The 18,793-nt window shown below is 70.0% G+C and carries 18 protein-coding genes and 1 pseudogene; 6 read left to right on the plus strand and 13 right to left on the minus strand.

Annotation, left to right across the window (positions count from 1 at the left end; translation table 11 throughout):
• Positions 1–6: 6 nt before the first annotated feature.
• Positions 7–147 carry a hypothetical protein gene (locus tag OG928_RS45920; protein ID WP_331767970.1) on the minus strand — a complete coding sequence of 47 codons (141 nt, stop codon included), beginning with the start codon at positions 145–147 and terminating at the stop codon, positions 7–9.
• 239 nt (positions 148–386) lie between these two features.
• Here OG928_RS45920 and OG928_RS45925 point away from each other — a divergent pair, with 239 nt between their 5' ends.
• The 3 genes from OG928_RS45925 (at position 387) to OG928_RS45935 (ending at position 2,682) form a co-directional block, all read left to right on the plus strand.
• Positions 387–602 carry a DUF1918 domain-containing protein gene (locus OG928_RS45925; RefSeq protein ID WP_331767971.1) on the plus strand — a complete coding sequence of 72 codons (216 nt, stop codon included), beginning with the start codon at positions 387–389 and terminating at the stop codon, positions 600–602.
• A 519-nt stretch (positions 603–1,121) separates the two neighbouring features.
• Positions 1,122–1,796, plus strand: coding sequence for a CBS domain-containing protein (locus OG928_RS45930; protein ID WP_331767973.1), 675 nt, complete (start codon positions 1,122–1,124; stop codon positions 1,794–1,796).
• A 361-nt stretch (positions 1,797–2,157) separates the two neighbouring features.
• A complete protein-coding gene (locus OG928_RS45935) occupies positions 2,158–2,682 on the plus strand; it encodes a flavodoxin domain-containing protein (protein ID WP_331767974.1) in 525 nt (174 codons plus the stop codon).
• A 284-nt stretch (positions 2,683–2,966) separates the two neighbouring features.
• On the opposite strand, the gene OG928_RS45940 is transcribed toward OG928_RS45935, so the two are convergent.
• The 5 genes and pseudogenes from OG928_RS45940 to OG928_RS45960 all read right to left on the minus strand — a co-directional run bounded on the left by OG928_RS45940 (position 2,967) and on the right by OG928_RS45960 (position 6,436).
• Positions 2,967–3,233: a metal-sensitive transcriptional regulator gene (locus OG928_RS45940; RefSeq protein WP_331767975.1), complete on the minus strand. Its 267-nt coding sequence runs from the start codon at positions 3,231–3,233 to the stop codon at positions 2,967–2,969.
• A gap of 66 nt (positions 3,234–3,299) precedes the next feature.
• Positions 3,300–3,870 (minus strand): annotated as a pseudogene (locus OG928_RS45945) (rhodanese-like domain-containing protein).
• 61 nt (positions 3,871–3,931) lie between these two features.
• Positions 3,932–4,678, minus strand: a complete 747-nt coding sequence (locus OG928_RS45950; RefSeq protein WP_331767976.1) for a sulfite exporter TauE/SafE family protein — start codon at positions 4,676–4,678, stop codon at positions 3,932–3,934.
• On the minus strand, positions 4,675–5,034 hold the full coding sequence (locus OG928_RS45955) for a rhodanese-like domain-containing protein (RefSeq protein WP_331767977.1): 360 nt from the start codon (positions 5,032–5,034) through the stop codon (positions 4,675–4,677). The genes OG928_RS45950 and OG928_RS45955 overlap by 4 nt, the downstream gene beginning before the upstream one ends.
• 40 nt (positions 5,035–5,074) lie before the next feature.
• Positions 5,075–6,436, minus strand: coding sequence for an MBL fold metallo-hydrolase (locus OG928_RS45960; RefSeq protein ID WP_331767978.1), 1,362 nt, complete (start codon positions 6,434–6,436; stop codon positions 5,075–5,077).
• Positions 6,437–6,589: 153 nt separating this feature from the next.
• Here OG928_RS45960 and OG928_RS45965 point away from each other — a divergent pair, with 153 nt between their 5' ends.
• Positions 6,590–6,985: a DUF302 domain-containing protein gene (locus OG928_RS45965; RefSeq protein ID WP_331767979.1), complete on the plus strand. Its 396-nt coding sequence runs from the start codon at positions 6,590–6,592 to the stop codon at positions 6,983–6,985.
• A gap of 271 nt (positions 6,986–7,256) precedes the next feature.
• A complete protein-coding gene (locus tag OG928_RS45970; protein ID WP_406291962.1) occupies positions 7,257–7,844 on the plus strand; it encodes a hypothetical protein in 588 nt (195 codons plus the stop codon).
• 29 nt (positions 7,845–7,873) lie between these two features.
• Here the strand turns inward: OG928_RS45970 and OG928_RS45975 are convergent, their stop codons facing one another.
• The 7 genes from OG928_RS45975 to acsA form a co-directional block, all read right to left on the minus strand.
• Positions 7,874–10,501, minus strand: coding sequence for a cation-transporting P-type ATPase (locus OG928_RS45975; protein ID WP_331767980.1), 2,628 nt, complete (start codon positions 10,499–10,501; stop codon positions 7,874–7,876).
• 153 nt (positions 10,502–10,654) lie between these two features.
• Positions 10,655–11,563 carry a universal stress protein gene (locus OG928_RS45980; RefSeq protein ID WP_331767981.1) on the minus strand — a complete coding sequence of 303 codons (909 nt, stop codon included), beginning with the start codon at positions 11,561–11,563 and terminating at the stop codon, positions 10,655–10,657.
• Between the two features lie 901 nt (positions 11,564–12,464).
• Complete coding sequence (locus OG928_RS45985; protein WP_331767982.1) at positions 12,465–12,710, minus strand: acyl carrier protein; 246 nt, start codon at positions 12,708–12,710, stop codon at positions 12,465–12,467.
• Positions 12,707–14,107, minus strand: coding sequence for a 2-oxo acid dehydrogenase subunit E2 (locus OG928_RS45990; RefSeq protein WP_331767983.1), 1,401 nt, complete (start codon positions 14,105–14,107; stop codon positions 12,707–12,709). Before OG928_RS45990 ends, OG928_RS45985 begins: the two co-directional genes overlap by 4 nt.
• Positions 14,108–14,109: 2 nt before the next feature.
• On the minus strand, positions 14,110–15,108 hold the full coding sequence (locus OG928_RS45995) for an alpha-ketoacid dehydrogenase subunit beta (RefSeq protein WP_331767984.1): 999 nt from the start codon (positions 15,106–15,108) through the stop codon (positions 14,110–14,112).
• Between the two features lie 7 nt (positions 15,109–15,115).
• A complete protein-coding gene (gene pdhA, locus OG928_RS46000; protein ID WP_406291965.1) occupies positions 15,116–16,063 on the minus strand; it encodes a pyruvate dehydrogenase (acetyl-transferring) E1 component subunit alpha in 948 nt (315 codons plus the stop codon).
• A gap of 137 nt (positions 16,064–16,200) precedes the next feature.
• Entirely contained in the window at positions 16,201–18,003 is a 1,803-nt protein-coding gene (gene acsA, locus OG928_RS46005; protein ID WP_331767985.1) for an acetate--CoA ligase, read from the minus strand.
• 225 nt (positions 18,004–18,228) lie between these two features.
• Here acsA and OG928_RS46010 point away from each other — a divergent pair, with 225 nt between their 5' ends.
• Positions 18,229–18,738 (plus strand): hypothetical protein, encoded by a 510-nt coding sequence (locus tag OG928_RS46010; RefSeq protein WP_406291967.1) that lies wholly within the window; start codon positions 18,229–18,231, stop codon positions 18,736–18,738.
• Positions 18,739–18,793 lie beyond the last annotated feature (55 nt).

Consider the following 18,793-nt stretch of genomic DNA (forward strand, 5'->3'; position numbering starts at 1 on the left):
CGATCCTCAGCCGCAGCAGCCGGATCCGGCCCGTTCGTCCACGCCGACCGCGACCGGGACGTCGTCGTCGGCCACGGGTGTGCAACAGGCGCTGTCGGGTGCCTTGGTCATGGTGTCGGCGTCGGCCTTGACGACGTAGACCTCCAACAGTGTTTGCTGTTTACAGTCGCGTTCGTTGTCGAAGACCCGTTGTCGTGCGGCACACCGGCAGCGCCCGGAGGTGGACCCGGTGCCGGTGTTTCGCGATTCCAAAACGCGGATGCAGGCAGCTCACAGGGCCGAACGGCCCTGTACGCGAGCGGTCCAGGGACGGCATCCTGAGGTCGGCGGATCAGCGGAGTTCTGCCACCGCCGTGGTCTCGGGAAACCCACAAGGGAGCGGCATCATGAAGGCACAGGTAGGCGACTGGGTGGTAGTCGAGTCTCCGCGCGTGGGTGAGCCCCGACGTGTCGGCCTGGTGATCCGGGTGGATCACACGGACGGCACTCCGCCCTACATGGTGCGCTGGACCGAGGACGACCACGAGTCACTGTTCTTCCCCGGCCCCGAAACGCACGTCGAGAAACCCGAGGCGATGCTTCGGCCGGTGACGCGTCGATGACATAGGGGTCGACAAGCTTTTTGTCGACGTGGCTCAGGACTACGGCGTCGTCGCCCCGTCCGGCATGCCGGCGGCACATCGGCGCCGGATCAGGTCCTCGTGGTCCGACTGCTCGAGTGCCAGGTCGGCTGCCGCGAGTTCTTCGGTCAGTCGTGGAATCCAGTGCCTGCGCAGTGCACGGATCCGATGCCGGACTTCGCTCCATCTGCACCCCGACCAATGGGCGGCGCCGCTTCGGAACTTCACGACGCCGTCCTCTCTTCCGTCGCCTCCTCCCCAAGGTTCCACATCAAGTGCTGCTCGCCGTCCGGGCCTGGGGCATTCGGTGCCCGACCCGGCGCCGATGGGGAACACTGATGATGTGGCAGGAAAACGTGTCGCCCCGGGGGCTGAGGTGAGGGAGCAGGCGGTCGGCGCGTGGCCTGATCCCGAAAATTGCCGGGAGCTGTCGCAGGAGCGGCTCGGTACACCCGAAACGTGACGACGACCGACTGTCACACCCCGGATGGGAGAGGCGACATGTACCACCGAACGGTTGCGGAATGTATGACCAAAGAGGTTGTCCGGGCGCGGCGGGACATGCCTTTCAGGGAGATCGTCCAACTGTTGACGGACAACGATGTCACCGCAGTGCCCGTGGTGGACGAGTTGGGCCGCCCCATGGGTGTGGTGTCCGAAGCCGATCTGTTGCGCAAGTCCACCGCCCGGGTCGACCTGTCCGGCGTGAGTCCGATTCCGGACCTGGAGGCCTGGGAGCGGGCCAAGGCAGAAGGGGTTCGGGCCGAGGAACTGATGTCGGCTCCCGCGGTGTGCGCGCGTCCGGACTGGACCGTGGTCGAGGCGGCTCGCCTCATGGCAGTCCAGAACATCAAGCGGTTGCCCGTCGTGGACGAGGCGGACAGGCTGCAGGGCATCGTCAGTCGTGGTGACCTGCTGCGCATCTTCCTGCGAGGTGACGACGCCATCCGGGAGGAGATCGATCAGGAGGTGCTGCGGCAAACACTGCGCCTCGCGCCCTCGCAGGTGACGGTCGAGGTTGACGAGGGTCAGGTCACCCTCGGTGGATCCGTCGAGTTCAAGAGCCTGATCCCTGTCATCGAGCGGCTGTGCCGGAGCGTGGACGGCGTGGTCTCGGTCGTCGAGCACATCGCCTACCGGACCGACGATGCACCAAGTTCCGCCGGCGGCCCGTGAGACACCGGCATCGGACGTACCCGAGCGAAGGAGCCACGGACGACCGCAACGGCGTTACAGCGGTGCGCACGCACGCGGAAGCGTGGCCGCGCACCAACGCCGTCACCGGACTGCGGGGGCGAGGCGATGCCCGCAATGACCGCGCCGGCCCGGACGTCCCGGAAATCTGCGACGTGCCCGCCACGGCACGAACTCTGTTTGGACCTCGTCCACCGGACCGGTCGCCCGGAAACCGCTGCCCCGCTTCGCACTCGGGTGTCGCGGAACAGGCGGATGCCCCCCGTCGGACCTTGCGAGCAATCCTGTGCTTCCCGCGACATCCGTCAACATCCGGCGGGTTCGATTCCTCAGGAGGCGGACCATGGACATCCTTGTCGCCTATGCGACCTGCCACGGGTCGACCCGGTCGGTCGCCGAGCGCATTGCCGCACGGTTCGTCGAAGCGGGCCACCGGGTCGATCTCCGGCCTGCTGCCGATGCCCCGCAGACTTCGCGGTACGACGTGGTGGTGATCGGTAGCGCGATCCACAATGGCGACTGGCTGCCGGACGCGGCCGAGTTCCTCCATCGTCACGCACGCGAGCTTGCGAGGCGTCGCGTGTGGCTGTTCAACGTGAGCCTCGCTTCGTCCCTCCGCGGGCGGCGGGGCCACTGGCTCGCGGCGCACGTGAAGGAGTCCCCGGCGGTCGCGAGGGACCACGCGGTGGTCCACCCCCAGGACGTGCACTCGTTCGCAGGAGCCCTGAAACACGAGCACATTCCCGCACTGTCGCGCCCGCTGCTATGGGCATGCGGCGGCCGTTTCGGAGATTTCCGGAACTGGGCCGAGATCGACGACTGGGCCGTCGGAATCGCACGGGAACTGGTCAGGCCCGTATCACGGTAGATCCACACCGGCCACGACCTCGCGTGCGTCGTCCGGCGACCGCTGTGGCGAGCCGCGAGGGATCCGATGTCTGCCGGGCCAGGCGCGCACCTGGGCACCCGACACCGCCCCGGAGGGACCCCTCGGCGCCCGGGTGACCCGACATCGCCAAGATCTTGTCCGCAGTACCCGTTACGGACGCCGTCTCGACGCGCGGCGCGGTGACATGACAGGTGGACACATGGACGGCCCGGCCCGGCCCCGCCCGGCTCGCGGTGGCGGCCGGGCCGTTCCGAGGTCGTGCGTCAGGCGAGGGCAAGGAAGAGCCTTTCAAGCTCTTCCTCGGACATGGGAGCCTGTCTCTCGTCGGTGTTGGTCATGCACTGGCGCATGCCGCTGGCGACGATTTTGAAGCCCGCGCGGTCCAGGGCCTTCGAGACGGCGGCGAGTTGGGTGACGACGTCCTTGCAGTCCCGACCGGCTTCGATCATGGCGATGACGCCGGCGAGTTGTCCCTGGGCTCGGCGCAAGCGGTTGAGGACTGCGTTGACTGCATCGTCGTCGACTTTCACCGGTTGCCTCCTGGCATTGTGTGCTCTCGATTCATGGTACCCCAGGGGGTATCTGAACGGGTGATGTCAGTGGTTGCGAAGGGCGGCGAGGGCGCGGCGAAGTCGTCCTGGTGGGGGAGGTTGTGGGGGAGCTTGGCGAGGAGGGCGGCCATTGTGCAGGTATTGGTGAGGGCGGAGACGACCAAGCCGCCGGCGATGCCCACCGAGGCGAGGCGGAAGGCCGGGCGCAGCCGGCCGAGGGCAAGGCCGGTCAGGACGACGGCGCCGGCGGTGAGGCGGACCTGGCGCTCCATGCTCCACGCAGTGCGCCGGGCATCGTTGGGGTGGTGGAGGGCGTGGCCGACCGCTGCTCAGGCTTCGGTTCCTCCGGCGAGGGCGGAGGCGGGGATGCCGTTGTCGGCGAGGGTTTCGCGGGCGTTCTCGGAGCGGGCGCCGGAGTCGCAGACGATGAGGACATCGCGGCGTTGGGCAGCGTCGCGGATGTCCGGGAGAGCCCGTTCGAGGTGGTCGAGAGGGATGTTGAGGGCGCCGGGGAGGTGACCGGTGGCACATTCGCCGGGGGTACGGACGTCCAGGAAATCAGTTCGTGCAGGTGGGTGCGGGTCTGGTCGGTGTCGAGGGTGCGGGGGGCATTCATGAGGCGATGTTCCGTCCTTGTTGTCGGTGGTTCCCGGTTGGCGGTACGCACGTGGGAAGGGTCAGTGGAAGGCGTCGGCGAGCATGAGGGCAGCCACGACCAGGAGCACGATCGCGAAGATTCGCTGAAGGGCGGGACCGGAGATTTTGGCGGCGAGGCGTTTGCCGTCCCAGGCTCCGAGGATCGCGGTGCCGACGAAGGGGGCGATGACCGCCCAGCGCACGGGCGTGCTGGTGCCGGCCCGGGCGGCGAGCGCGGCGAGGGAGTTGACGGTGATCACCAGGAGGCTGGTGCCGACCGCGGCGCGCATACGCAGTCCGAGGATGGAGACGAGGGCGGGAACGGCGAGGAAGCCGCCGCCGACTCCGAGGAAGCCGGTGACCGCGCCGAGTCCGGCGCCCGCGCCGGCTGCCCGCGCCGGTCTGACCTGTCTGGGTTGCGGGTCGCGGTCGCCGGGCTTGAGCATCTTCAGGGCGGCGAGGGCCGCTATTGCGGCGAACGCGGCGGTGAGCATCGCCTGGGGCAGCCGGGCGGCGAGCGTGGCCGCGACGATTGCCGGCACGATTCCGGCGGCCGCGAACAGTGCGCCGGTCTTCCAACGGACGTTGCCTGAGATGGCGTGGGTGTAGAGGGCGGTCGCGGAGGTGGCGGTGACGATGATCAGCGACGCGGTGGTGGCGGCGGCCGGGGTGAAGCCGAGAAGGTAGATCAGGGCGGGGACGGCCAGGACGCTGCCGCCGCCACCGAGGGCCCCGAGGGCCAAGCCGATGACGGCCCCGGTGACGAGAGCGAGGAGCAGGACACTCACGCTATCCAGCCGCGGCTTCCGCGTTCGTCGACGACCGGCAGCCCGGCCGAGGCCCAAGCGCCCATACCGCCCTTGACGTCGACGGCCTCGGCTCCGCGCCCGACCAGGAGCTTGGCGGCCTGATGGGAGCGATGTCCGGAGCGGCAGATCACCACCAGCGGTCGACCCTCGGCTGCGGCGGGCAGGTCCGTGCCGGTGACCAGTCGGGAGAGCGGTACATGCACGGCGTCGGGGGCGTGACCGGCGTTCCACTCGTCCTGCTCGCGCACGTCGAGGAGGACGGCGTCGCCGTTGATGGTGTACCGGCGGGCTTGATCGGGGGTGATACGGGCGGGGTCGCGGCGAAAGAGGAACACCTTGCTTCCTTCCAATTCTCGGGGCGCGGGTGGGAGCGGTTCAGGTGCCGGTGGCGAGGGGCAGGCCGGCTTCGGTCGCGGCGTCGAAGGCGTCATCGACGGCGACGACGTCTCGGCCTGCGGCGTCCAGCAGGGAGGCGGCGATGCCCGCGCGCATCCCGCCCGCACAGTGCACCCACACTGTTCCGGCCGGTACGTCGGCCAAGCGGCGGTGGAGGTGGTGGATTGGGATATGTACGGAACCTTCGATCCAGCCCGTGGCGCGTTCGGAGTCCCGGCGCACATCGAGGACCACGTCCGGGGCGGGTTCTCGGGCGGCGAGGTCGGCGAAGGTGGCGCGGCTGAAGGAGCGCGGGGTGTGGCCGTCCGGTAGCCAGTCGCGAACGGTGCCGGTAGCGGCGGCTGCCGGACGGTCGATGCCGACGCGGACCAGTTCGCGCTGGGCGGCGGCGAGCTGGGCGGGCGACTCGGCGAGGAGGGTGACGGGCTTGCCCCAAGGGATAATCCAGGCGAGGTAGGTGGCGATCTTCCCCTCCACCTCGAAGTTGAACGATCCCGCGACGTGGCCCTCGGCGAACGCGATCCGGTTGCGCAGGTCCACCACCCACTCCCCGGCGGCCAGGCGCTCGGCGATGTCTGCGGGGTCGGCCGGCGGGGGTGCGGTCAGGTCCACCGGGGTCGGTCCGTCGGAGTTGGCCGGGCCCATGTGGGCGTAATAGGCGGGCACGTCCTCCAAGCCGGCCAGCAGGGCGGCGACGAAGGAGTCGACGTCTTTGACCAGGGCGTCGTTGCCCGTCTTCTCCTTGCCGATGGTGGTGGCCTCCCCTTCGGCCTGGGAGGAGGAGCAAAAACTCCCGAACCCATGGGTGGGGAGCACCCGCGTCTCGTCGGGGAGTTCGTCGGCAAGCCGATGGGCAGAGGCGTGCTGGGCGCGGGCCAGCTGTTCGGTCAGCCGCGGCTCGACCAGGTCCGGACGACCGACCGAGCCGATCAGCAGTGACCCGCCGGTGAACACCGCAGCCACCGTTCCCCGCTCTTGCAGGATGTAGGAGGTGTGGTGCGGGGTGTGTCCGGGTGTGGCCATCGCCCGCAGGGTGATCTCCCCGTCCACGCTCACTGTGTCACCGTCGGCGACCGGTGTGCGGGCGAAACCGACCCGGGCGGCGGCGGGCACGAGGTAGGCGGCGCCGGTGATGCGAGCCAGCTCCAGGCCGCCGGTGATGTAGTCGTTGTGGATGTGGGTCTCCACCACGTGCGATATGCGCACCCCACGCGCGGCTCCGGCCACCAGAACCCGCTCCACGTCGCGTGGCGGGTCCACGACAACGGCCGTACGCGCCCCGCCCGCCAGGTAGCTGCGGTTTCCGAGTCCCTCGGTTTCGATGGTGTCGATGAAGAACACGCGGTTGGTCCTTTCGGCTGATATTTACCCCCGGGGGTATATTCTCGAGTCTAACGCGGTACCCCCCGGGGTATTTTTGGTGATGGAGAGACCCCGCGAAACGCAGGGCGGCTGTCCGCCGCCCCCTCGCACCCAGCGAAAAGGGATGACGCCATGCGCTACGACCGAACAGTCCACCTCGATGCCGACTTCGCCGGGACCGTCGCCGCCGTCCGTGAGGCCCTGGCCGCACAGGGTTTCGGCATCCTCACCGAGATCGACGTCACCGCCACTCTGAAGGCCAAGCTCGGCCACGACATGGAGGACTACCTGATCCTCGGCGCCTGCAACCCGCCGCTTGCCCGCCGAGCCCTGGACGCCGACCGCACCGTCGGCCTCCTCCTGCCCTGCAACGTCGTAGTCCGCACCGACGGCGAGCGCACCGCCGTTCAGGCCCTGGATCCCCGCGTCATGGTCACTCTCACCGGCCTGCCCGCCCTCCGGTCGGTCGCAGAGGAGGCCACCCGCCGTCTGGACGCCGCCCTCAGCGCCCTCGAGGCCACCGGATGATCGGCCCCCGGACGCGCCCCAGCCCTCCCATCGGCCCGAACGACCCCACCCGCATAACGCGCGGAGCCCTGTGCGCCTCGTGTCCTTGCTCGCCGGCCCGGCATCGAATGGCTGTGCACGTCCGGGGACCAAAGCGACTCGCAAGGCCTGGGTCGACGGCGGCTATCGCCGACACCTCGTAGAGCACGCGGCCACCCTCGGCATCGACTTGGAAATCTCCGCACGCGCCCCCGGGACCAGGGGATTCACTCCGATACCGAAGCGATGGGCGGTGGAGCGGACCTACCTACCTGCTCGCTCCTGGGCCCGTCCGCCGGCGTCGAATCCCCCCGGCTACCGAAGGGACGAACTCCTGGAGCGCCTCGATCTCGGCCGAGGTGAACTCGCCCGCTGGCAGGAGATCGAGCGTCGGCCGTATGTGCCCTTCCACGACGGGGTCTTCAGCCAATTCGCGGGCTACGAACGGCTGGACGAACTCGACTGGGCCGGCTACCGGCGCCGCTACCCGAACATCCGCCGACTGGACCGGATCCTCGAAGCCGAGGGCGACACCGTCAACCGCTACAAGGTGTCCAAGCAGGCCGACGTCCTCATGCTCCACTACCTGTTCTCCGCACGGGAGACGCGTGACCTGCTGCGCCGACTCGGCTATCGCGCCGGGCACGAACTGATGCGTCGGACCGTCGCCTACTACGTGCCACGCACCGCCCACGGTTCGACGCTCAGCTCGGTCGTGCACGCCCGGGTCCTGGCCCGCTCGGACCGTCGTGCCTCCTGGCGCTTCTTCCGCGACGCGCTCGTGAGCGATCTCCACGACACCCGCAATCGTCGATCAGGATCGGATTTCGTGGCTCCTTGACGTCCGTAATGCCCGGCGAGAGCCGCGTGTCACCCTCCGCTGCCCGTGCGCGAGCCGCCCGCCGCGATCCGCCGGTCGACGCGGGCGGCGGCGAATCCGGCGAACACGCCCGCGAGGGCGACCAGAAGGTCGCTCACGGGCAGCGCGTCCGTGCCGAGGATGTCGCGCAGTACCGGTACGTACACCCCGGCGAGGCCGAGCGCGGCGGAGGCGAGGACCGCGATCGGCAGGAACGGGTTGGCCCGCGTGAACGTGTGGGCGCGCAGGCCGATGACGACGCCGAGTTGGGCACCGAGCAGGGTCAGGAACAGCAGGGTTTGCCAGGCGCGCCCGGTGTGGTCGCCCCAGGTCCCGGCGGCGAGGCTGACGGCGGTGACGCACAGACCGAGCCGCAGGACCCGGTGCCACAGGCCGTCGCCGAGGATGCTCTGCTCGGGCGGGCGCGGGGGACGCCGCATGGTGCCGGCGCCTGCCGGTTCGGCGCCGAGGGCGACGCCGGTGAGGCCGTGGGTGAGCAGGTTGATCCACAGGATCTGTGCGGCGAGCAGAGGCAGGGGCAGGCCGACGAGGGGGCCGAGGAGCATGACGGCGATCTCGGCCGCGCCGCCGGAAAGGCCGAAGACGAGGAAGCGGCGGATGTTGTCGTATACGCGCCGGCCCTCTTCCACGGCGGCGACGACGGTCGCGATCTCGTCGTCGGCGAGGACCAGGTCGGCCGCCTGACGCGCGACTTCGGTGCCGCGGCGGCCCATCGCCACACCGATGTCGGCGCGGCGCAGGGCCGGGCCGTCGTTGACCCCGTCGCCGTTCATCGCGGTGACGTGACCGCGTGAGTGCCACGCCTGGATGATCGTCAGTTTCTGTTCGGGGGTGGTTCGGGCGAACACGCGTGCGGTGGTCACATCCCGTTGGGGGTCCTCGCGCAGGTCGGTGCCGGTCAGGACCATTTCGTCACGATCGTGGAGGATGCCCAGGCGAGTGGCGATGGCCCGGGCGGTGGCGGGATGGTCGCCGGTGATCATGACGGGCGTGATGCCGGCCTCGTGGCATGCGGTGATGGTGTGCCGGGCGCTCTCCTTGGGCGGGTCCCTGATGGCGACCAGGCCGAGGAGGGACATGCTCCGTTCCTCGTCCTCGGTGCGGTTCGGTACGGCGTCGAGGGGCCGCGTGGCGACGGCCAGGACTCGGTAGCCGTCCGCGGCCAGGAGGTCGGCCTCATAGCGTGCCCGGTGCAGGAACTCCGGGGGCGCGGCGATGAAACCCGGGTCCAGGACGACCTCGGGGGCGCCCTTGAGCACGGCCCACACCCGGCCGTCGGCATCCTGGTGCACGGTGGTCATGCGCTTGCGGTCGCTGTCGAACGGGGCCTCGGCGACCCGCGGATGTTCTCGGCGCAGTGTGTCGCGGTCGAGTCCGGCCTTGCCGGCCGCGGCAAGCAGGGCCGCTTCCGTCGGATCGCCGAGGGCCGACCAGGCGGGGTCCGAGCCCGGCGTCAGGAGGGTGGAATCGTTGCACAGAGCGGCGGCCATGAGCAGGTCGCGCACATCGGGTGCCGCTTTCGCGTCGATCGGCCGTCCGTCGACGAGGATCTCGCCTTCGGGCGCGTAGCCGGTGCCGGTGAGTTCGGCCGTGCCGTGTGGGGTCCACAGGCGTTCGGCGACCATGCGGCCCTCGGTCAGGGTGCCGGTCTTGTCCGTGGCCAGCACCGTGACCGAGCCGAGTGTCTCGACGGCGGGCAGGTTGCGGACGATGGCATGGTGCTCCGCCATCCGTCGCGCGCCCAAGGCCAGACCGAGGGTGACCACGGCGGGCAGCGACTCGGGGACGGCGGCGACCGCGAGGCTGATCGCGGTGACCGCCATCGACTCGGTGGGTTGGCCGCGCAGCATGCCCAGGGCGAACACGACCAGACACAGGCCGATGACGACGGCCGCGAGCACGCGCCCGAGCTGGGCGAGCCTGTGTTGCAACGGTGTCGGGCCGGGGCGGTCTTGCATCAGGGCCGCGATGCGCCCCAGGGCGCTGGTCGCGCCGGTGGCCGTGACCTCGGCGAGGGCGCGTCCCCGGATGACGACGGTGCCCGCCTGAAGCAGATTGTCCTCGATCGGCTCGACGCTCGGGTCGAGGGCGGTCTTGTCCACAGGGACGGATTCGCCGGTCAGGGACGCCTCGTCCACGAGGAGGGCCGACGCCTCGTACAGGACGGCGTCGGCGGGCACGATGTCCCCCTCGTCCAGCAGGACCACGTCCCCGGGTACCAGGTCCGCCGATGCGACTTCGTGTTCGGCTCCGTCGCGCAGCACGCGTACGGTCGGCGCGGACAGGTCGGACAGCGCGCTGACGGCACGGTCGGCGCGGATCTCCTGGATGACGCCGACGGCGGTGTTGACCGTGACGACGAGGAGGATGACCACCGTGTCCGCCAGATCCTCGGTGAGCGTGGTCAGGACGGCGGCGGCCAACAGGACCAGGATGAGGGGGTCGCGCAATTGGGCCGCCACCCGGGCCCACACCGGTGTCCGCCGTGGCTGTCGCACGGTATTGGGGCCGTGCCTGGCAAGCCGCTCGCTTGCTTGCGCCTTCGTCAACCCGCGTACGAGGAAGGAGTGGTCCGCGGGCGGGCCGGATTCCGAACTCGCCCGAGGGGTGTTGTGCATGATTGTTCGCCGATCTGTGGGATCTGCTCGCGGTCGAAAAACGCGGGAAGGCGTGCGCGCGGGTGGCCCGGCCACGCTCCCGGGCGATGGGGCGGTGGCCGGGCGGATCATGGGTGGTGCGGGAAGGCCGCTCCGGTTCGCCTATGAGTGGAGTCAACCTTGGTCGTGGTCGTCGTCACGCTCGCGCGGCACGACGACCACGGGGCACCGCGCGTGGTGCAGCAGACCGTGGCTGACCGAGCCGAGAAGCATCCCCTTGAACCCGCCGAGTCCGCGCGTGCCGACAACCACGCACAGTGCGTGCTCGGAAACCTGCGCCAGGGTGCTCACGGGGTGGCCGAAGACGACTTCCCGATGGACCCGCACATCCGGGTACTTCTCGTTCCAGCCCGCGAGCGTCTCCGCCAGACGGGCCCGGCCCTCCTCCAACTCCTCCACGTTGCCCACCGCGCCCACCACCGGGCTCGCGGAGAACGGACGGACCTGGACCGCCAACACGGCCGCGCCGCGCAGCGACGCCTCGTCGAACGCGTAGGCGACGGCCCGCTCCGACACGCGCGATCCGTCCACTCCCACGACGATCGTCAGCGGATCACCAGTGGCGTGTTCCGGCTCGCGGACGATCACCACCGGACACCGGGCGTGCGCGACCACCGGCACCGCGATGCCCCCGGTGGTCATCAACTCCCTGACCGAGGACAACCTGCGCGACCCGAGCACCACCATGGCGGCGTCTCGCGCCTGCTCCCGCATGACCTCGGCGGGTTCCCCGTCGACGAGGGACTCGGAGATGCCGAGCCCCGGGTGTCGGCTCACGACCAGCGCACCGGCCGCGTCGAGCGCCCGCCGACCGGCGTCGCGGAAGACACCGCCCCAGGTCTGCAAGGGGCCGGTCACGTTCGGATCGCTGTCGACCCCGACCGGCCAGTCCAACGCGTTCACCAAGCGCAGCGGCAGCCCGCGACGGACCGCCTCGTCGGCCGCCCACAGCACCGCGAGACGGGCGGCGTCGGTGTTCTCGACTCCCACCACGACGGGTGCGGATCCTTCGAAGGTGGTCACAACACACTCCCTTTTCATGGGTGCCGACCCCGGGAGCCGCCCCCTGAGTGTCGGCCTTCCTGCTTCCTGTGAGTGTCGGCCTTCCTGCCCGACTCTGCTCCCGGGGCGCGAGGTCGGGCAGGGCCGTTCGGCCCAGTCCGCGCGGCGGCGAACGACCCGGCCGGCACAGGGAGCGACCCCATGGGCGGATGAGCGCGGATGGACACCCCTCGCTTTGGGGACCTTGGACCCATGCGGCACGTCCGGGCGGCACTGCCCGCCGAGATCGCCCACGACTCCGCGTTGTCACACGGGAGCCCGCGTACGAACACGTGCTGACCTTGATCCGCGAAGCCACCGGGCCGGAGGAAGACGAGATGCGCGACGAGCGAGCCCTCTGGGTGGGCGCCCCGGACCCCGCCCACCGCCATGAGGGCCTCCCGGCACAGACTCTGGGGCCGCTGCCCGAGGATCCGCCAGGCACCGTGCGAGACCTGGCCGTCGGACGCGAAATCCCAAGCCGGACGACGGCGCCGTTCGAGCGGCGACCGACCATCGCCGGAGAGCCGCAGCGACACGCGCTACGACTGGCTCGCCCCGGGCCAGGCCCTCCAGCGCATCCTGGTCCTCGGCACTCGGCACTCGGCACTCGGCACTCGGCACTCGGCACCCGGCACGGGGTCGCGGCGTCGTTCGCCGACCAGCCACTGGAAGACCCGGACCTGCGCATCGAGGCAGGGCGCATCGAATCGTCCTCGGACGACGCCCACTTCAGAGTGGCCCAGATGGTGCTGCGGCTCGGCCTGAGTGCGGGCGAGGTGCCACAGACGCCGCGCCGGGCCCTGATCGACGTTCTGGGACCACCACCCCCTCCACCATGCCCCTGACGCCGCCATCGGCACATGCAGATTCCGCCGGCCCGTCAGTTCGCGCGGGCGAGAAGGAAGTCGGCGGTGCTGGACATCGTGGTGAGCCGGGGAGCGTCCTCGTCGTCGATGCGGATGCCGGTGCGTTTACTGAGGGTCTCGACGAAGCTCAGAAAGTCCAGCGAGTCCATTTCCAGGGCGTCTCGGAACGCGTCGTCCGGCCCCAGGGCGGCGAGGTCGGGATCGGGAACGGCGCGGGCGATCGATTCCTTGACGATGTCGAGTGCTTCGGTACGGTTCACAACTGCTCCGGGTTCTGCAGGAGGCGGTCGACCGCTGTCAGGTAGCGGGCGCCGACGGCGCCGTCGGTTGCCCGGTGGTCCGCCGACAGGGTGGCCGTGACGACGGGCCGTACGCCGAGCAGGCCGTCGACAGCGCACGGCCTGTCGACGATCCTCCCGAAGCCGACCAGGGCCACTTGTGGGGGATAGATGACGCCGAAGACGCTTTCCACCCCCTGGTCCCCCAGATTTGTGACGGTAAGCGTGGAGTCGGACACCTCGGAGCCGCGCAGTCGGCCCGTACGGGCACGGGCGACCAAGTCCTTGAGAGCAGTCATCAACTGGGGGAGTTCGAGGGTGTCGGCGTCGCGCAGAGCGGGGGCCACGAGCCCGCCACCACGCAGGGACACGGCCACGCCGAGGTGTACGCCGTCGCCCGCCGCGAAGCGGTCGTCGGTCCAGAAACCGTTGAGTTCGGGAACCTGGCGCGCCGCGAGGGCCGCGCCCTTGAGAAGCAGAGCCGCGGGAAGCAGCCGTTCGCCGACCGGGGTGCGCCCGTTGTGCTCGTGCAGCCAGTCCATTGCGGTGGCCATGTCGATCGTCGTGGACAGGTAGTAGTGCGGGATGTCCCGATTGGCGCGGGTCATCAGTCCGGCGATCGCCTGGCGCATTGCCACTGTCCGGTCCTCGGAAGGATGTGCGGAGGTGGTGACGTGGCCCCGGGGCGGAGCCGTGGTCACGGTCACGGGTCCCGGGGCCGTCTTGCGCACGTCGGCGGCGCGGACGGCGCCGTCCCGGCCAGTCCCCGTCACCGCCGCCAGGTCGACCTCCAATTCGGCGGCGAGCCTTCGGGCGAGCGGCGTGGCCCGTACGCGCGACTGCGGAGCGGCTGTCCCGGCGGCCGCGGCCGCTTGCTCGAGTTCGGTTCGGGTGACGCGCCCCCCGAGGCCGGAGCCTTGGAGGGTCTCCAACTCGATGCCGCTTCGCTCCGCGAGGTGCCTGAGCAGGGGGCCGGCCTCGATGTGCCCGCGCTCGTGGGCAGCGGAGGGCGTAGGGACGTGACCGGGTTCGGGCGGGGAAGGAGGTGTCGGGTGTGGTGCTGCCGGCCGGGTCGGCCGTTTCTCCTCGGCCTTCTCGGTCCGCTTGGCCTTCGCCCGCTTCTCCCGCTTCTTGGATGGTTGCGGGGCCGGTTCGATCAGGGCGAGTGCCGTGCCGACGGGCACCGTCGTGCCCGGCTCGACGAGCAGCTCTCCGATCGTCCCGGTCTCGAAGCACTCCACCTCGATCATGGACTTGGCGGTCTCGACGACCGCAATGGGATCGCCCTTGTGGATTTGGTCGCCGGACCGCACCAGCCATTCCTGGAGCGTGCCCTCGTCCATGTCGGCGCCGAGGGACGGCATGGTGAACTCCGCCATGGTCAGCCCACCGCCCGGTGTGTCGCCGCGACGATGTCGGTGGTCTGCGGCAGGGCGGCCTCCTCGAGCTGCCGGGCGTACGGGATGGGAACTTCCGCGCTGCACACCCGCTCCACGGGGGCGTCCAGTTCGTAGAAGGATTCCTCGGCGATGCGGGCGGAGATCTCGGCGGCGATGCTGCCAGTGCGCCAGGCTTCGTCGATGACCACCGCGCGGTGCGTACGAGCCACGGTGGTGGCGATCGCTTCGTCGTCGAGTGGCCGGAGCGTGCGCAGGTCCACGACCTCGGCGCTGATGCCCTCGACGGACAACTCGTCCGCCGCCGCCAGCGCCTTGGGCAGCGATCCGCCGTAGGTGATCAGGGAGACGTCGATGCCGGCCCTGCGGACTGCGGCGTGTGAGATGTCCACGGGGGTGGCGGACGGGACGAGTTCACCGGCGGCGCTGTAGAGGCTGCCGTGCTCGAAGATCAGTACGGGGTCGGGGTCGGCGAGCGCCGGGGCGAGCATGTGGCGTGCGTCCTCGATGGTCGCGGGCGCGAGGACACGGATGCCGGGGATGTGCGCGTACCAGCCCTCCAGGCTGTGCGAGTGCTGGGCGGCGAGCTGCCGCCCCGCGCCCGTCGTCATGCGGATCACCAGCGGGACGGGCAGCTGACCGCTCGACATGTGCAGCAGGGTGGCGGCGTTGTTGAGGATCTGGTCGAGGGCGAGCAGGCTGAAGTTGACGGTCATGATCTCGACAATCGGACGCAACCCGGCCAGGGCCGCGCCGATGCCCGCGCCCACGAAGGCGGACTCCGACAGCGGGGTGTCGCGGATCCGTTCCGGCCCGAACTCCTCCAACAGGCCGAGGCTGACGCCGAAGCATCCGCCGTAGCGGCCCACGTCCTCGCCCATGAGGAAGACCCGGTCGTCGGCGCGCAGGGCCTCCCACAGCGCCTCGCGCATCGCTTCCCGGTAGGTCGTCTTCGCTTCCACCGGCTGCCCGCCGTTCTCCATGGTCAACTCACCTTCCCGGAGCGCTGGTCACATGGAGGAGCAGGTCTTCGACCGGCTCCTCGGGTGCCTGCTCGGCGGCCTCGACGGCACGGTCGACCTCCTCTGTGACCCGGTGCTCGATCCCGGTGACTTCCTCGTCGCCCAGCTCACCGTTCTCGCGCATGCGATCCATGAGCCGGTTGATCGGATCCCGGTCCTTCCACCGCTCGACCTCCGTCTTGTCGCGGTAGCGGTCCGGGTCGTACATGGAATGGGCTCGGAAGCGGTAGGTACGCAGCTCCAGGAAGTGCGGTCCGGCTCCTGCCCGAATGGCGTCGGCGGCCCGGCGGGCGGCCTGCTCCACGGCTTCCACGTCCATACCGTCGACGGCCCAGGCGACCATGCCGTACGAGGCGGCCCGCATGGCCAAGTCGGTCTGCGCCTCGTGGCGTTCCAAGGCCGTGCCCATGGCGTAGAAGTTGTTCTCGCAGACCAGCAGCAGTGGCAGATTCCACAGGGCGGCGAGGTTCGCCGTCTCGTGGAATTCGCCCTCGGCGAAGGCACCGTCCCCGAAGAAACAGCAGGTGACGCGAGGCTGTAGGCGCATACGGTCGGCCAGGGCGAGACCGGCGGCCAAGGGAAGGCCGCCGGCGACGATCGCGTTGCCTCCGTAGAATCGGCGGCCGGCGTCGAACAGGTGCATGGACCCTCCGCGCCCCCCGCTGCACCCGGTCGTCCTGCCGTACATCTCGGCCATGACAGCCTCGGCGGGGATGCCGCGAGCGAGTGCGTGGCCGTGCTCGCGGTAGGTGGAGACCACCGCATCCTCGGGGCTCAGCGCCTGGTTGACGCCGACGGCGACGGCCTCTTCGCCGATGTAGAGGTGAACGAAGCCGCGGATCTTTGCGGCACTGTACAACTCGACGCACCGCTCTTCGAAGCGCCGGATGCGCAGCATGGCCTCAAGCAGATCCACCTTGTGCTCGATACCCGGTCCTGGGGCCGAACCGCCCGCCCTCGCGCCTATCTTGCTCGTGGCGGCCTTTCTCGCGGCCTTCTGGGCAGGCTTCCGGGTTCCCGGGGCCTTCCTGGCGTGGGTGTTGCGAGCCGGACTCACGAGGATCCCTCCAACGTGGACATGTCGCCGGTGGGCAGGCCGAGTTCGTGGGCGCGCAGCAGCCGGCGCATGACCTTGCCGCTACGGGTCTTGGGCAGGTTCTGGTCGAAGGCGATCTCCCGGGGCGCGACGGCCGGGCCCAGCCGGCGACGCGCGAAGCCCAGCAACTCCCGCTCCAGGTCCGCGCTCGCCTCCAGTCCGGGGCGCAGCGACACGAATGCCTTGACGACATTCCCGGCGACAGGATCCGGCCGGCCGATCACTCCGGCCTCCGCGACCGCCGGGTGCTCCATCAGCACGCTCTCCACCTCGAACGGGCCGATGAGGTGTCCGGCCGACTTGATGACGTCGTCGGCGCGTCCCACGAACCAGTACCAGCCGTCCGCATCCCGTCTGACCAGGTCGCCGGTCAGATACCAGCCGTCGGCGAACGACGCCTCGTACCGTTCCTTGTCGTGCAGATAGCCGCGGAACATGGACGGCCAGCCAGGCCGCAGTGCCAACTCTCCCTCCACATGGGGGCTGGTCACCTCCGTCACCCTGCCGTCGGTGATCAGCGCCCGGCCGTCCTCGCCCTGTTTCAGCACGGTCGCCTCGACACCGGGCAACGGTCGCCCCATCGAACCGGGCCGAATCTCGCATGCCGCGAAGTTTGCGATCATGATGCTGCCGGTCTCGGTCTGCCACCAGTTGTCGTGGACGGGCAGCCCCAGCACCTCCTGGCCCCACACCACGGCCTCGGGGTTGAGGGGCTCGCCGACGGAGGCGATGAAGCGCAGGGCCGACAGGTCGTACGAGCGCGGCAGGTCGTACGGGCCCTCGCGCGGCGTGGTGCGCATGAGCATCCGCAGGGCCGTGGGCGCGGTGTACCAGACGCTGACCCGCTGTTCGCCGAGGATCCGGTACCAGCGCCGGGCGTCGAATTCGCCCTCGTCCACGACGACCGTCACGCCGTGGACGAGCGGGGCGACGATTCCGTATGACATGCCGGTGACCCAGCCGGGGTCGGCAGTGCACCAGTACACGTCCTCGGGGTGCAGATCGAGCGCATACGCGGCTGTGGCGTCATGGGCGACGACCGCTTCGTGGACGTGGATCGCACCCTTGGGCGTGCCGGTGGTTCCGCTGGTGAAGTGCAGCAGAGCCATGTCCTCCGGCGAGGTCGGCGGGATGGTGAACCTGTCCGAGGCCGCGGCCATGAGCTCCTCGAAGGAGAGCGTGTCGGAAGACTTCTCGGCACCGGGTCCGACCTCGGGTCCGACAATGAGGACGTGCTCCAGATTGGAGAGCGCCCCCCGCCGGTCGGCGACCTTGCGCCGGTACAGGGCCGCGGTGGTCACCAGCACGCGGGCGTTGCCGAGCCGCAGCCGCTGCTCCACCGGGTCAGGCCCGAACACGGAGAAGAGCGGGCACAACACGCTGATGTTCTTCAGCGTGCCGAGCACCGCCGTGTAGAGCTCGGGACAGCGGCCGAGCAGAGTGAACACCCGCTCCCCAGGGCCGACGCCCAGCGACCGCAGGACGTTCGCGAAGCGGGCCGTACGACCGGCCAGCTCGGAGTACGTGACGGTCGAGACGGTGTTGTCACGGGAGACGCACCTCAGGGCAACCTTGTCGCCGAGGCCCGTACCCACGTGCCGGTCGACCGCCTCGTGCGCGATGTTCAGTCCACCGCCAGGCAACCCGGCCAGTCCGGTGCGGACCTGCGACCAGGTGAAATCGGAACGAGCCTCGTCGTAGTCGGCGAGATTCGGTGTGACGCCCGGCGCGGTCTCCTTGGAGATCGTCTTCCGATACATGGACGCTCCTCCCGACGCCTGCCTCTCTCCAGGGTCGCCGAGCCGGGGCCGGGCCGCATTGCGGGCCCGCGCCCGAGCGGCCCATGGTGCGGGTCCGGCGAGCAAGACGAAGGGGATACGAGAGGAGCCGGTGCGTGAAGCCTCCTAATCGGCGTCCTCGAGCCCGCCCCTGCCTGACAGTACGGCTCTGTGCCTGTGCCGGGGCCGCACGACGACCCTCGGGCGTTGCGCCGTCCGGCGGAAGTCCGCCGGCCGTCGGCGTTGCCCACGACCACGCTCGACCTGATGGGCCCATGCTCGCCTGAGACCGCCTGCAGCTCGCGTAGACGAGCCGAAGAGGCCTACCGATACGAGGAGAGCGTCGTCATCGAAGTGCCCGTCGTGAACGATTGCGCGATCGAGGACTGCGCCTACAACCGGCACCCCGCCTGCCACGCGCCGGCCATTACCATGGGCGACGTTCAGCACGCACACTGCGACACCTTCTTCACCTCCCGGCCAAAGGCGCCGACCCGTCCACCACCGGCCGGGTCGGCGCCTGCAAGATGTCCGACTGCCGGCACAACCCGCTTCGCCGCTGAAGCCGTCGACATCCGGCTTCTCCGGATGCGCATCCAGTTCACCGGCGTCGACCCCGCGGAGCTCGGTGCAGCCACCCAGCTCCGCCGACCGGCGCGGGCAGAACCACAGCGCTCACTCCCTGTACAGCCGGCGGTTTGCGGCAACCTGACCTGAGAACCTCAGGGGACGCCAACCTCCCATCACCCCAGCCAGGCCACGAAGGCCCGGC

The sequence above is a fragment of the Embleya sp. NBC_00896 genome (genome assembly GCF_045207785.1).
Lineage (GTDB): Bacteria > Actinomycetota > Actinomycetes > Streptomycetales > Streptomycetaceae > Embleya.